Source organism: Streptomyces inhibens (genome assembly GCF_022221585.1).
GTDB classification, from domain to species: Bacteria; Actinomycetota; Actinomycetes; order Streptomycetales; family Streptomycetaceae; genus Streptomyces; species Streptomyces inhibens.
Genome location: NZ_CP084681.1, coordinates 1,722,093 through 1,736,555 on the forward strand (window position 1 = coordinate 1,722,093; position 14,463 = coordinate 1,736,555).

At 72.5% G+C, this 14,463-nt stretch carries 10 protein-coding genes; 5 read left to right on the forward strand and 5 right to left on the reverse strand.

The genetic code is table 11. The annotated features are described in order from the left end of the window. Positions 1 to 19 precede the first annotated feature (19 nt). Positions 20 to 421: a gas vesicle protein GvpO gene (locus tag KI385_RS08025; RefSeq protein ID WP_238571523.1), complete on the reverse strand. Its 402-nt coding sequence runs from the start codon at positions 419 to 421 to the stop codon at positions 20 to 22. A 199-nt stretch (positions 422 to 620) separates the two neighbouring features. Between KI385_RS08025 and KI385_RS08030 the strand changes: the two genes are divergently transcribed. Next, positions 621 to 2,735, forward strand: a complete 2,115-nt coding sequence (locus KI385_RS08030; protein ID WP_238571524.1) for a SpoIIE family protein phosphatase — start codon at positions 621 to 623, stop codon at positions 2,733 to 2,735. A gap of 13 nt (positions 2,736 to 2,748) precedes the next feature. On the opposite strand, the gene KI385_RS08035 is transcribed toward KI385_RS08030, so the two are convergent. After that, entirely contained in the window at positions 2,749 to 4,380 is a 1,632-nt protein-coding gene (locus tag KI385_RS08035) for a phytoene desaturase family protein (protein ID WP_238571525.1), read from the reverse strand. 54 nt (positions 4,381 to 4,434) lie between these two features. After that, positions 4,435 to 4,890, reverse strand: coding sequence for an SRPBCC family protein (locus KI385_RS08040; RefSeq protein WP_238571526.1), 456 nt, complete (start codon positions 4,888 to 4,890; stop codon positions 4,435 to 4,437). 217 nt (positions 4,891 to 5,107) lie between these two features. Between KI385_RS08040 and KI385_RS08045 the strand changes: the two genes are divergently transcribed. Further along, complete coding sequence (locus tag KI385_RS08045; protein WP_238571527.1) at positions 5,108 to 7,327, forward strand: polyprenyl synthetase family protein; 2,220 nt, start codon at positions 5,108 to 5,110, stop codon at positions 7,325 to 7,327. A 72-nt stretch (positions 7,328 to 7,399) separates the two neighbouring features. On the opposite strand, the gene KI385_RS08050 is transcribed toward KI385_RS08045, so the two are convergent. After that, entirely contained in the window at positions 7,400 to 8,020 is a 621-nt protein-coding gene (locus KI385_RS08050; protein WP_238571528.1) for a sigma-70 family RNA polymerase sigma factor, read from the reverse strand. Between the two features lie 303 nt (positions 8,021 to 8,323). Continuing rightward, entirely contained in the window at positions 8,324 to 9,136 is an 813-nt protein-coding gene (locus tag KI385_RS08055) for a PE-PGRS family protein (RefSeq protein WP_238571529.1), read from the reverse strand. Positions 9,137 to 9,359: 223 nt separating this feature from the next. Between KI385_RS08055 and KI385_RS08060 the strand changes: the two genes are divergently transcribed. The 3 genes from KI385_RS08060 to KI385_RS08070 all read left to right on the forward strand — a co-directional run bounded on the left by KI385_RS08060 (position 9,360) and on the right by KI385_RS08070 (position 14,340). Next, positions 9,360 to 10,838, forward strand: coding sequence for a PepSY-associated TM helix domain-containing protein (locus tag KI385_RS08060; RefSeq protein ID WP_425356886.1), 1,479 nt, complete (start codon positions 9,360 to 9,362; stop codon positions 10,836 to 10,838). A 221-nt stretch (positions 10,839 to 11,059) separates the two neighbouring features. Next, a complete protein-coding gene (locus tag KI385_RS08065; protein WP_238571530.1) occupies positions 11,060 to 12,082 on the forward strand; it encodes an alcohol dehydrogenase in 1,023 nt (340 codons plus the stop codon). A 170-nt stretch (positions 12,083 to 12,252) separates the two neighbouring features. Continuing rightward, positions 12,253 to 14,340 (forward strand): SpoIIE family protein phosphatase, encoded by a 2,088-nt coding sequence (locus KI385_RS08070; RefSeq protein ID WP_238571531.1) that lies wholly within the window; start codon positions 12,253 to 12,255, stop codon positions 14,338 to 14,340. Positions 14,341 to 14,463: the final 123 nt, after the last annotated feature.

A 14,463-nucleotide genomic window follows, 5' to 3' on the forward strand; every position in this document is an offset into this window, starting at 1 on the left:
GCGGTGGCATCCGGAGCCTTCAGGTGCCCCGGTCGATCTGACTTCGGGTGTAGCGACGGATGCGCTCGTATGCCACCAGTTCACCTTCCTTGTCCAGCACCACCCGGTAGGTCGCCATCACGCTGGTGGTCGACGGGACGCGCTCCAGCTCCAGGACTTCCACGTCCGCCTGCCAGCCGTCCTCCGTGGGTTTCACCGCGGAGACGGACTCGGGGGCCCGCCCCAGAAGCTGCTGGAGCTGCTCCGCCGCGTTCCGCATGGCCCGCGGCGCCGAAACTCGGCCGGCCACGCGCTCCGGCTCGGTCTCGCCCTTCCGGCTGTCGGCCCGAGCACTGCTGGTTGTCCTGGCGGTCTTTTTGGCGGTCTTCTTACCGGACGGACGCCGAACCCGCTCTGTCTCGTCCTCTTCGCCTGCGGCCATGTTCCCTCTCCGGAACGGAGACGACACGCTGCCCGCGCCACGTTCAAGAAGCGCCATTACATGATATACATCCACAGCTCATCGCAACTCTGTACATCTCGGGCACAGCGCGTACCCGAGTGCCGCACCACAGTGAGCGGCGTAACGTCGGCACTGTCCCGTGGGAGACGTCATGACGACAGCTGTGTGAAGGTGCGAGATGAGCGACGGAGCCGGGTCCGACCCTGTGGACCGGGCGCTTCTTCGGGCGATGCGGGAGACCGGGGCATCCGCGGGCGGGCTCTACGTGCTGGCGGCCGACGAGCCGGTGCTGCGGCTGACCGTCATGAGCGGGGTTCCGGCGCCGTTCCTGGAGCCGTGGAGCCGGGTCGCGCTGGCGGCCCCGATTCCGGTCGCTGTCGCCACCCGCCAGCAGCGTCTGGTGTGGGCGGCCGGCCATCAGCAGCTGACCCGTGACTTCCCCCGTACGGCGGTGGCCGTCCCGTACGACTTCGCGCTGGCCGCGGCTCCGATCAGCGACGGGACCGGGCGCCGGGGCGCCTTGCTGCTGCTGTGGCCCGCCGGCCATCCGCCGCAGCTGTCGGCGGACGAGGCCGAGGCGGTGCGGGCCGGCTGCCGGCGTCTGGCGGCGCTGCTGGCGACGAGCCCCCTGCCCAACGGGGAGCCGGCCGAGGTGCCGCGCGTGCTGTCACCGCCCCCGGTACGGACCGTCGGCCGGGTGGAGGCGCTGGCGGCGGTCGACTACGTGGAGCGGCTGCCCGGCGGCTGCTGCGCGCTGGACCTCGACGGCTGCATCACCTTGGTCACGACCGGCGCGGAGGAACTGCTCGGCGAAGAGGACACCCGGCTCATCGGATCGCACCCCTGGGAAGTCCTGCCGTGGCTGCGCGACCCGGTCTTCGAGGACCGCTACCGCGCCGCGGTGCTCAGCCGCCGGCCGACGTCCTTCACCGCCCTCCGGCCCCCGAAACAGTGGCTCACCTTCCGTCTGTTCCCGGACGCCCGGGGCCTGAGTGTGTGGATCACCCCGTCGGGCGAGGATCACGACCCGGTGGCGTCCTACCCCGCGGAGACCGTACCCGTGCGGGCCGGGCAGATCTACCACGTCCTGCATCTGTCCGCGGCGCTCACCGAGGCCGTGGGCGCAGCGGATGTCGTCGATCTGGTCGCCGACCAGATCGTGCCGGCCTTCGGCGCCCAAGGCATGCTCATGTACGCGGCGGAGGCGGGCCGGCTGCGCACCATCGGCCACCGCGGCTACCCCGCCGAAGCCGTCGCCGCCTTCGAAGGTGTCGCCCTCAGCGCCGCCAACAGCCCGGCCGTACACGCCCTCGCCACCGGCGAGCCCAGCTTCTTCTCCTCCCCCGAGGAGTTGGAACGCGTCTACCCGGGGCTGCCGCATCTGACGGGCAAGGCCGCCCGGGCCGTGCTGCCGCTGATCGTGTCCGGCCGCCCGGTCGGCTGCTGCATCCTCGGGTACACCCGACCCCGCACCTTCAGCGTGGAAGAACGCCAGGTCCTCACCTCGCTGGCGGGGCTGATCGCCCAGGCACTGGACCGTGCCCGGCTGTACGACACCAAGCAGCAACTCGCCCATGATCTGCAGGCCGGACTGCTGCCGCACAGCCTTCCCCCGGTACCCGGGTTCGCCGTCGCCGCGCGTTACCTGCCGTCGACCCGCGGTATGGACATCGGCGGCGACTTCTACGATCTGATCCGGCTCGGCAAAGACAGCGTCGCCGCCGTCATCGGTGACGTACAGGGGCACAACGCGGCGGCCGCCGCCCTGATGGGGCAGGCCCGCACCGCCGTGCACGCCTACGCCACCGCCGGCGCCTCACCGGCCGAGGTACTGGCCCGTACGAACCGGCTGCTGACCGATCTGGACCCGGATCTTTTCACCAGCTGCCTGTACGTCCATATCGATCTGCTCACCCGGCGGGCGTGCCTGGCCAGCGCCGGCCATCCCCCGCCCCTCCTGCGCCACCCCGACGGGCACACCACGGTGCTGGACGTACCGCCCGGGCTGCTCCTGGGCATCGAGCCCGATGCCCGGTACGACGCCACGGAGATCGCCCTGCCGCCGGAATCCGTGCTGGTCCTCTACACCGACGGCCTGGTCGAAGCCCCGGGCGTCGATCTGGACCGCGCGGTCGCCGACCTGGCCGGGCGCCTTGACGACGCTCCGCCACAGGGGCCCGACGGCCTCGCCGACGCCCTTCTGCAGAACCGGCAGGACGAGGCGGACCGGCAGGACGATGTGGCCCTGATGCTCCTGGCCTCCCGGCCGATCGCGTCGACGGCAGCTGCCTGAGCCCGGCGGCACCTCAACCCGCCTTTGCCGGGCGGGCGTTGACGAACGGAGTGGCCAGCGCGCGCTGCGTCCGGCTGAGGAGGCCGCTCGGCGCGCGCCTGCGCAGGGCCGCGCGGGCCGCGTTGGCGCCGGGGGCACCGTGCACACCGCCGCCCGGGTGCGCGCCGGCGGATGCCAGATAGAGGCCCTCGACCGGGGTTTCCGGGCGGCCGAGGCCGGGCAGCGGGCGGAGAACCAGCTGCTGGTGGACGGCGGTGGTGCCACCGTTGAGGGCGCCGCCGTGCAGATTGGCGTTCATCGCCTCCAGGGTGGGAGGGGCGAGGATCCGGCGCGCCCTGATCCCCGAGCGGAAGCCGGGAGCGAAGCGCTCGACCTGTGCCTCCACCCGGTTCGCCATCATTTCTTGTTCCCGCGGGTCCCAGGCTCCGGTGATCCCGTCCTCCCCCGCGTCCCCGCGGATCCCATGGGGTACATGGGTATAGGCCCAGGCCGACTCGGTGCCGGCCGGGGAGCGGGTGGCATCCGCGGTGGTCATCTGGCCGAAGAGGACGAACGGCCGGTCCGGCACCTGCCCCATGGCGATCTGCGCGGCGAAGCGGGTGAGTTCGTCCATCCCGTCGGCCAGGTGCACGATGCCCGCGGTGGCGGCTCCCTCCGCGGTCCACGGCACCGGACCGTCGAGCGCCCAGTCCACCTTGAAGGTGGCGAAGTCCCATTGGAAGCGCCGCAGATCGGCCAGGAGCGGGCCGGGCAGATACCGGGAGTCGACCAGCCGGCCGTACAGGGCCGGTACGGACACATCCGCCAGTACGGCGCGGCGGGCCGGCACGGTCTCGCCGATCGCGGTGCGTACCGCCACCGCGCGCCCGGAGCGTACGACGATGCCGACGACGCGCTCCCCGCAGCGCAGTACGCCACCGCTGCGCTGCAGGCGCCGCACGAGCGCCGCGGTGAGCGACTGGGCGCCACCGGCCGGTACCGGAAAGCCGCAGGTCTGGCCGAGCATCGACATCAGCCACCCGAAGCCGCCACTGCCCGCCGCCTCGGGGGCGAGGTCCGCGTGCAGGGCGTTGCCGGCCAGCAGGAGCCGGCCGGCTTCGCCGCGGAACTCCTCATCTCCCAGGCGCCGTACGGGCAGCAGCATCGTGCGCGCCAGCCGCAGACCGCCCGCGCCGCGCAGCCGCGCGGCGAGCCGGGCCGTCGCGCGCAGCGGCGGGAACGGGGTCAACATGGCGTCGACGAGGTCGCTGCCGACGCGGTCCCAGACTCCGCACAGCGCCTGCCAGGCCGCACCGTCACCCACGCCGAAGGCCTCCAGCCCGGCCGCCGTGTCGGCCGTATCGCGCTCCAGCAGCGCACAGCGGCCGTCGGTCAGCGGATGCGCCAGCACCCGTGGGGCATGGCTCCAGACCAGCCCCTGTTCGTACAGGCGGAGGGCCGAGAGGACCGGCGAGGCGGCGGCCAGCGGGTAGAAGGAGCTGAACAGGTCGTTGACGTAGTCGGGGTGCACCCCGCGGTCGCTGCGGACCGCGCCGCCCGGCTCGTTCTGCTCTTCGAGCACCTCCACGGTCCATCCGGCGTCCGCCAACAGGTTGGCCGCGACAAGTCCGTTGGGCCCGGCACCGATCACCACTGCGTCCGGCATCGCTGTCTCCTGTTCACCCGGCCGTGGCCGTCGGCACAGTCGGCGGGGCGGCGGTCAGGGGCCTGTGTGCGCGCCGTGCGGGGCGTTTTCGGCCACCGCCGCCAGCCTGCTGAGCATGCTGCGGTGGCGCAGCTGCAGCAGGAATTCCAGGCCCGCGTTGTGCAGCCGCCCGGCGGGGCCGCGCAGCGGATGCTCATCGACGATGACCAGCGAATCCTCGCCCCAGCTGCGCACTTCGACGGCGATCCGGACCGTGCCCAGCCGGCCGCTGTCGACTTCGAGTTCGAGTTCCCGTGGCGGGGAGCTGTGCCGTACGACGGTGTGGCCGATGAGGTCCCAGGGACCCAGGCGCACCGTGTACTCGATCGCGGAGCCGACCTCCGGCCAGTTGCCGTCCACGGGACGCGAGTGTGCGGTGCCGACCACCCAGTCCGCGTACCGGGAGCCGTCGGCAAGTACCGCCCACAGCGCCTCGGGAGAGCGCTTGATCAGCTGGTGCCGTACCGCCACAAGCCTTCCACCGCCTCACCGCACGTCGGCCTTCGGCCTCCTCACCCAGCGTAGAGCGGGCCCGCGGGCTCGGCCTCCCGAGGCGTTTCCTTCTGTGGGCCGGATCGTTGAGGCAGCCGTGGCAGCTGTGGAGAGTGCAAACAACCAGGCCGGGGGCGGTGCCACGGCGCCTGGACACGACCCCGGGGAGACGCGGTGGCGACTGGGGTGCCGGCTGGTGACGGGGTCCGGGGACGCGTACGTGGTCGCGGCGGACCTCGTCCGGCACCGCACCACGGCGGCGGACGGATCGCCGGGGTGGGGACACGGCCTGGTCTGGTCGTTCATCGATGTGCGGCGGCGCTCCCATGCGGCCGAGTCATGGGTGGACCGGGGCGCGGTCGACGCCTTCCGCGCGGCGGCGGCCGGGGCGATGGATGCCCGGGTGCGGGCGGCGCTGCTGGAGGCCTTGGCGGCGGGCTTGCCGGTGGCGCCGGACCGGCTGCTGCCGGATCCGGTACGGGTCGGCCCCGGCCCGTTCGACATCGGCTTCGGCGCGGCGGGCACGCTGTACGAGGAGCAGGACGGCGGCCGGTACGGGCTCACGCTGCGCGGCGAGCGCGCGCACTGCGACCTGGTCTTCTCCCCCGTACCGGGCCCGGCCTCCGCGGGGACGACCGGCGACGCAACGTACGCGCCGCGCTACGCCGTCGCCGGCCGGGTCGGCGCTCCGGGCACGGAGGGCACGATCGACGTCTCGGGCGAGGGCTGGATCGAGACCGGCTCGGGCGAGGACCGGTGCAAGACCGGCCGGGACGAGGAACGGTGCAAGACCGGCCGGGGCGACGGCCGGTACCCGGCCGGGCCGGGCGGTGGGCCGCTGTCGGACGAACTCCCGGCCGGGACAAGGGACATCGGTCGGCAACGCCTCACCGTGCTGCTGGACGACGGCTGGCGGGTGACGGCCGAGAGCGTGGATCACGTCGACGTGCCCTCGCGCGCGGTGCTCGCCCATCAGGACCTGCTGACGGCATACGCCCCCGACGGCCGGGCACTGCCGGCCGATGACGCGCGCTGCCGCTCCGCCGCCCCCTGGACGTCCCTCGCGACCCTGAACACCTACCCCACCACCTGGACGGTCACCTCCGAGCAACTCCGGCTGCGCCTCGACGTCACGGCGCACTTCCCCGGCCAGGAAGTGCGCACCATGCTCGCCGGCCACGGCTTTCTGTGTGCCGCGGCGCGGGTCGCCGGTACGCGGGCCGGCCGGGCGGTGACGGGCTGGGCCCTCGTGTCGGCCGTGCCCGCGCAACGGATCGGTGACCTGGAGGAGTATCTGGGCCGGCTGCACAAGGTGACCCGGCGTGAAGTCCGCCGTCTGTACCCCGACCGGCCGTCGTCCGCGACGACCAGGTCCCTGCTCGGCGGGACCGGCGCCTCGCTCGACGGCTTCACGGACACCGCCGTGCACCAGACCCTGGTACGCCCGGTCCGGCATCTGACCGACCCCGGCGGCCGCGGCTGGCGGACGTACGTCTGCTGCGCCGCCATCGAACTGGTGGGCGTCCGGGCCGATCCGTACACGCCGCTGCTGGCCGCGGTCGAGGTGATCCACAGCGCCAATCTGGCCATCGACGACGTCCAGGACGGCTCGCTCCACCGCCGCGGTGTGTCCGCGGTGCACCGGGTCTTCGGGGTTCCGGCCACCGTCAACGCCGCCACGGCCGCCTACTTCGCCCTGGACCGGGTCATCGACGACCTGGTACCGGCGGACGACGGGCTGAAGCTCGCCGTCTGCCGGACGTATCTGCGCACGCTCCGCGCGGCGCACGGCGGCCAGGCCCTGGATCTGGCCGGCCACACCGAGGAGATGGATGCCGCGGTGGCCACGGGTGACCCGCGGCCGCTGCTGCGGCGGCTGCGGGCGGCGCACCGGTTCAAGACCGGGGTACCGGCCCGTGGTTTCGCGGAGCTCGGCGCCCTTGTCGCGCGGGCCGACGGCGCGCAACGCGCCGCCATCGGCGCCTACTTCGAGGCGGTCGGCACCGCGTACCAGATCTCCGACGACGTGCTCGACCTGCTGGGCGCCACCGCCCCGCAGCCCTCCGGCAGCAGCCGCAAACACACCGGTGAGGACCTGCGTTCCGGGACGGTGACCATGCCGCTCGCCCACTGTGTCGCGCTGCTCCCCGCCGACCGGGTGCGCCTGCTGTGGAAGGCCGTACGCGACGGCGGCGCCGATGCGGACACCGTGCACGGCGTGGCCACCGCCATCGCCCGGTCCGGTGCCGTCCAGGCCTGCCAACGGGAGGCGCGGGCGCTGGTCGACGACGCCTGGCGCACGCTCGCGCCGCTGCTGCCGGCTTCCCTGACCAAGATCCTGGTCCGGGCGCTGGGAACGTACGCGGCCCTGCGCGAACCGGAGCCGCCCGCCGCGCCGGCGCCCCGCCCGAAGTGACCGGGCGGGGCGCTTCGATGCCTCCGGCAGCACCGTGGTCGATGTGATCCGGGAGTCCGGAACCGGAACCTGTTACGCCGCGACTATCCGGGGGACCCGCGCGGAGGTCTCGGCGGACCTCAGCCACTCGGTGAGGTCGGCGCGGGCCCGGGCCACCCGGGAGCGCACGGTGCCGACCGGACAGCCCACGACCGCCGCTGCATCCGCGTAAGGCAGTCCGACCAACTGCGTGAGCACAAACGCCTCTCGGCGCTCGCGATCGAGTGCGTCCAGGAGTTCGCTCAGCGCCAGGCCGTCCTCGAATCCCGGCAGTCCGCTGGGTTGCCGGTGCTCCGCCACCGTCTGCCAGTCGTTGATGTCGGCGATACGCGGACGGGCGGCGGCGGAGCGATAACGGTCGATCACCACCCGGCGGGCGATGGACAACAGCCAGGTACGTGCGCAGGAGCGGCCGGCGAATCTCGGCAGGCTGGTGAGGGCACGCAGAAACGTCTCCTGGGCCAGATCGTCGGCGCCGTTCATATCGCCGCTCAGGTGGGCCACGAACCGCCAGACGTCCCGGTGGGTGGCGCGGACGAAGCGCTCGACCGCGTCGGGGTCTCCGTCCCGGGCGGCGAGCGCCAAGCCGGTCACCTGCTCGTCGTCCGCGGCGGTCCGCTTGCTACGGGCCGGTCCAAGAAGGGCAGGAATCATCGTAAAACATCCTTCGGAGGCTCCGGGGCGACTGCGCCAGGGCAGGGCAGTTCCCCATCGGTGGGCGGCGCTCCGAGCACCCGCGCCAAGATCGGCGGGCGTACGTCAGGGGTACCTCGGGGGTACGGCGGGCGTACGCCTTCGGGCAGGCCGGAGGGCCGTATGACCAAGGGCCGGCATGGGAAGGGCGCGCTTACAGAGGTAGGCCACGCGGATACGCCGGCACTCCGCCCGCCACCGGATCAACGCGCCTCGGGGATTCGGAGAATCGCAAAAACGTCGAAGGAATGTGGGGACGAGCGGTCAGCAGACCGAAAGCCTCGGTGGGCCCCTGCGGGAGACGGCATATTGCAACAACGCCCCGCGCAGACACAAGACATGGGAGCTCACCACCCGGCGTACGGGCAGCTTCCCACCGGTCCGGCCCAGCGTGCGCAGGACCAGCAGCAGGGGTGCGAACAGCGCCGCCGCCAGACTGCGAGCCAGCTGGAACACGGCCGCCTCGCCGCGCCACAGCCAGATTCCGCACACGAACGCGGCCAGCGCGTGGGCGAGGAACATGCCGAGTGTTCCGTGTCCGGAGTGGGTCATCTGCAGGTGACCCATGTGCCCCATGTCGCCGGCCATGGCGCCTGTATGACCCATGCCGGGCATCGTGACCATCTCGGCCATTCCGCGCATTCCACGCATGCCGCTCATCGGTGTCGGCGGAGGCGTCTGCGTCGCCAGCGGGTCGAGACCGGCTTGGCGCAGCAGCCTGAGCGCCGAGGCGCGGAGTGCCGGATCGACCCCGGACCCATTGCAGAACAGCCGCTCCGCCCACTGTCCGTCGGACGAGGCGGCGATACCCGTACCGCCTGCGGACTGCTGCGAGAAGCCGAACAGCGAGTGCAGTCCGAGCTGGGCGAACACCGTGCATCCGGTCACGACAACTGCGCCCCGCTCGCGCCCGGTCAGCCACCACGCCGCGGCGCCGGTGGCCCCGAATGCGGCGATCACGGCCCACCACGGCACCGGCTGAGCGGACATCAGCCCGTGCCCCAGGACCGTCGTCATCACGCAGACGGTCGCGAAGATCGCGGCTCGTGCAGCGCGTGAGGCCGGCCCGGTTGTCATGCCGGACATGGTGCCATCCGGCCCGTGCACCGCGGCAGGGCGGGTCGGCGCGCGTATCGACGGCCGCCCCGTATGCCACTCGGGCCCGGCGTCGGCATTTTGACGATCCGACGTGTGCCGCACGTCACCCCCCGCCTTCGGAACCATCCCTTCCGGTCGCCCGACTCCCTGAAGCGGCACGGCTGCCGGCCCTGCCACCTGACCTCGAACCGGGAGACCCCGCGTGCCCACGCCCACCGAAGAGAATGTCGCGCCCGGCGATGCCCCGGACATCGCGGGCTCCACGGAGCAGCGGCCCGCGCGGCGAGCCGGCTGGGCCGCCCTGCGCCCGCTGGTGCTGCGCCTGCACTTCTACGCCGGCGTTCTCGTCGCCCCCTTTCTCCTCGTCGCCGCGGTCACCGGCCTCCTGTACGCCTGCTCCTTCCAGGCGGAGAAAGTGGTCTACGCGCATGAGCTGAGCGTCCCGGTCGGTACGCGCACCCTGCCGCTGTCGCAGCAGGTCGCCGACGCCCGTCAGGCCCATCCGGAGGGCAAGCTCGCCGCCGTACGCCCGGCGCCGCAGCCGGGAGACACCACCCGCGTCCTGCTCTCCGACGTCCCGGGCGTGCCCGCCGGCCACCAGCTCGCCGTCTTCGTCGACCCCTACACCGGCAGTGTCCGAGGAGCGCTGGAGACATCCGGTTCCACGGGCGCGCTGCCGCTGCGCACCTGGCTCGACTCGCTTCACGGCAATCTGCACCTGGGCGAGACCGGCCGCCTCTACAGCGAACTGGCCGCCAGCTGGCTGTGGGTGGTGACCGGTGGCGGGCTCGCCCTGTGGATCGGCCGTAAGCGCACGAACCGCAAGCTGCGGGCCCTCGCGCTGCCGGATCGCCGCGCCACCGGCCGCCGCCGGACGCTGTCCTGGCACGGCGCGGTGGGCGTGTGGGCGGCAGCCGGCCTGTTCTTCCTCTCCGCCACCGGGCTGACGTGGTCCGCGTATGCCGGGGCGAACATCGACGATCTCCGGAAGTCCCTGGGACAGGCGACCCCGACCGTCTCGACGGCCGTCGCCGAGGGCCATGGGCAGCACTCGGGCGCGGCAGGGATGGCGGGGATGCCTGACATGCCGGGCATGGAGGGCATGCACCACGACGGGTCGGCCGGATCCGCGCCCTCGGACGTCGGCATCAACCAGGTACTCAAGGCGGCCCGCGCCCAGGGCCTGTCCGACCCCGTAGAGATCGTTCTGCCGACGGAACCCGGCACCACCTACCTCGTCAAGCAGGTCCGGCGCAGCTGGCCCGAGAAGCAGGACTCCGTCGCCGTGGACCCGGCCGGCGGCAAGGTCACCGACGTCCTGCGCTTCGCCGACTACCCCGTCCTTGCCAAGCTCACCCGCTATGGCATCGACCTGCACACCGGCATCCTGTTCGGCCTCGCCAACCAGATCGCGCTGGCCGCGCTCGCCCTCGCACTGATCTTCCTCATCGCCTGGGGCTACCGGATGTGGTGGCAGCGCCGCCCCACCCGCGAACGCGCTCTCTCCTTCGGCCGTCCGATACCGCGCGGAGCCTGGCGCCAGGTCCCGCTGCCCGTACTGATTCCGCTGGTACCGGCCGTCGGAGCAGTGGGCTGGGCGGTGCCGTTGCTCGGCATCACGCTCGTGGCGTTCCTGGCCGTGGACCTCGCACTCGGCGTGATCGCGCGCCGCCGCGCCTGAGCGGGATCTCACCGCTCTGTCCTTTTGTTGCCCAACTCCATTGAGGTATGGACGAGTTGACGGACACCGCCGCTTTCCGTCGACCGACGTACTCGGCAGCGCGCCGGCCAGGACATCCCCGCGCCAGGCGCCTGCTCCTTTGCTCCTTTCGGCGCGCGCGATCGCACCGGAGCTGGTCTGCTGGTAGAGGGCTTTCCTACCCGTACACCGGAGAGATCCAGATGAGCGTTTATCGAGTCGCGCAGGTCGACACGGCCGGCGGGCCGTTCGAGATCGTCGAGCGGGAGGTGCCGCAGCCGGGCCCGGGCCACGTACGGATCGCCGTGGACGCCTGCGGGATCTGCCACAGCGACGCCTTCTTCGTGAACGCCGCATTCCCCGGCGTGCGGTTTCCGATGGTCCCCGGGCATGAGATCGCCGGGCGCATCGAGGAGGTCGGCGAGGGAACGTACAGCGGCTGGCAGGTGGGCGACCGGGTGGCGGTGGGCTGGTTCGGCGGCAGCTGCGGCCACTGCACGCCCTGCAGACAGGGCGACTTCATGGTGTGCGAGAACCTGAAGGTACCCGGATGGGCGTACGACGGCGGTTACGCCGAGGCGGTGATCGCACCGGTGGACGCGCTGGCCCGGATCCCCGATGCGCTGGCGGCGCCCGATGCCGGGCCCCTGGCCTGCGCGGGCGTCACCACGTACAACGGGCTGCGGCGCAGCTCCGCCCGGTCGGGGGACCTGGTCGCCGTCCTCGGCATCGGTGGCCTCGGCCATCTGGGAGTGCAGTACGCGGCCGCGATGGGCTTCGAGACCGTGGCCATCGCCCGTGGCGCCGGCAAGGCCGACTTCGCCAAGCAGCTCGGCGCGCACCACTACGTCGACAGCACGGCGGACACCCCCGTCGGGGACGCGCTGCAGTCCCTCGGCGGCGCCAAGGTCGTCCTGGCCACCGCCGCCAACTCCGAGGCCATCACGGCGACCGTGGACGGGCTGACCCACCGCGGAGAGCTGGTGGTCATCGGCGCGGACCCCGACCCGCTGGGGATCAGCCCGACCCAGCTGCTCATGAGCGGCAAGATCGTCCGGGGCCATCCGTCCGGCACCGCGCAGGACGTGCAGGACACCATGGCGTTCAGCGCCCTGCACGGGATCCGCCCGATGACCGAGATCATGCCGCTGGACCAGGCCCCGGACGCGTACCAGAAGATGCTCTCCGGCACCGCCCGCTTCCGGATGGTGCTCACCAACCGCTGACGCAGCCCCCTCACCTCTTCACCGCGGCCCGGCCCCCCGCCGGGACCGGGTGGGCGTTCGGTCGTTCCGCGGGGGACCATGGATGCCGAAGCACTCACCAGACAGGGGGCGGCCACGGACCGGAGCGAGGGGACGGCCCCCGTGGTCCGTCGAGCGGAAGGAGTGCCCGGGTGAGCGCAGCCGACGGGCGTCCGGCTGACGCGGGTGAGCCCGAGGACAGGCCGCCGCGGCCGAGCGGGCTGATGGATCTCCTCGGTGTCGCCGCGGTGCTGCTGGACGCCGAGGGGCGGATCGTCCTGTGGAGCCCGCAGGCCGAGGACCTGTACGGCTACACCGCCGACGAGGCGCTCGGACAGTACGCAGCCCCGCTGCTCGTCCACGAAGAGCACTGGGACCTGGTGATGAAGAAGTTTGCCGACGTCATGGAGACCGGCCAGAGCTGGGGCGGCTCATTCCCCGTCCGGCACAAGGACGGCACCGCGCGGCTGGTGGAGCTGCGCAACATGCGGCTGCTGGACGACCGCGGCGACTTCTACGCCCTCGGGCTCGCCACCGACTCACCGACGCTGCGCGAGGTGGAGCGGGATGTCGCACTGTCCACCCGGCTGATCGCCCAGTCCCCCATCGGGGTGGCGATCCTCGACACCGATCTGCGGTACGTGGCCGTCAACCCCGCCCTGGAGCGGATGCACGGCATCCCCGCGAAGGACCACCTCGGCCGGCACTACCGCGAGATCATGACCTCCGCGAAGTTCGCGGTGCCCGAGGCCGCGATGCAGCAGGTCCTGGAGACCGGGACTCCCCTGGTCGACCACTCCACCATCGTCGGCCGCACCCCCGCCGACCCGGACCACAAGCATGCCTGGTCGATCTCGTTGTACCGGCTGGAGGACCCACAGGGGCGGGTTCTCGGGGTGGCCGACCTCGTCGTGGATGTCACCGACCGGTATCAGGCAGCCGTGGAGGCCGCCGAGGCCCGGCGGCGCCTGGCCCTGATCGCCGACGGCTCCGCCCGCATCGGCACCACCCTGGAGGTGGGACAGACCGCCCGCGAGCTGGCCGAGGTGACCGTTCCCGAGCTCGCCGACGTGGTCACGGTCGATGTGCTCGACTCCGTACTGGACGAGCACCGCCCTGCCCGCGGAGACGGCCCCGCGGTCTTCCGCGCCCTCGCGGTGCGGGCCGCCTACCCCACCGAAGCCGCCCAGGCCGCCGATCCACCCGGCGAGATCGCGGCCTACGACACCGACCGCCTCGCCACCCAGTGCGTGCGCACCGGCCGCCCGATCCTGATCTCCCACGCGGACGACAGCGACCTGGCGCGCATCGCCCGCGACGACCACGCCGCCTCTTTGCTGGCCCGCGCCGGGGTGCACTCCTACATGCTGGCCCCGCTCACCGCCCGCGGCCATATCCTCGGTTGCCTGGGGCTCAGCCGCGCCCGCAACCCGCTGCCCTTCGACGAGGACGATCTCGCCCTCGCCGGCGAGCTGGCCTCCCGCGCCGCCGTGTGCATCGAGAACGCCCGCTCGCACCAGAGCGTGCGCAACGCCGCCGAGACCCTGCAGCGCAGCCTGCTCCCGGACCACCCGCCCCACCTTCCCGGTCTGCGGATCGCCTCCCGGTACCGGCCCGCACTGGCCACGTACGAGATCGGCGGCGACTGGTACGACGTCCTCCCGCTCAACGACGACAAGACCGCGCTCGTCGTGGGCGACGTCATGGGCAGCGGCATCGACGCCGCCGCCACCATGGGCCGCCTGCGCACCGCCACCAGCGCCTTCGCCGACCTCGATCTGGACCCCGCCCAGGTCCTCCAGCACCTCGACAAGATCACCTCAGGGCTGGAGCACTACATCGCCACCTGCGTGTACGCCGTCTACGATCCCCACCGCGCCGAATGCCATATCGCCACCGCCGGCCACCTTCCGCCGGCCCTCGTACGCCGCGGCAAGCGCCCCGAACTCCTCGACCTGCCCACCGGCACCCCGCTCGGCGTCGGCGGCGTCCCCTTCGAGACCACCACCTTCGGTCTCGGCCCCGGCGACAAGCTGGTCCTGTACACCGACGGCCTGGTCGAGACCCGCCACCACCCCATCGACGAGCGCCTCGAAACCCTCCGCCAGCTGCTCGATGCGCCCGACCGCTCCCTGGAAGAGACCTGCGACCGGCTCCTTCGCGAACTCCGGCGTCCCGACGACCCGGATGACGTCGCCCTGCTCATCGCCCGCACACAGCCCTTCCCCCCTGGCTCGTAGCCAGGTCCGGGGCGCCGGAAGCCGAGCAGGTCGATCGAGGCCCTTGCCGCGAGCCGGCAGCAGTTGCCGTCGCAAGAGGCCAGGACCACAGTGAGAGGGAGTGTGCACACGAGATCGGAGAGA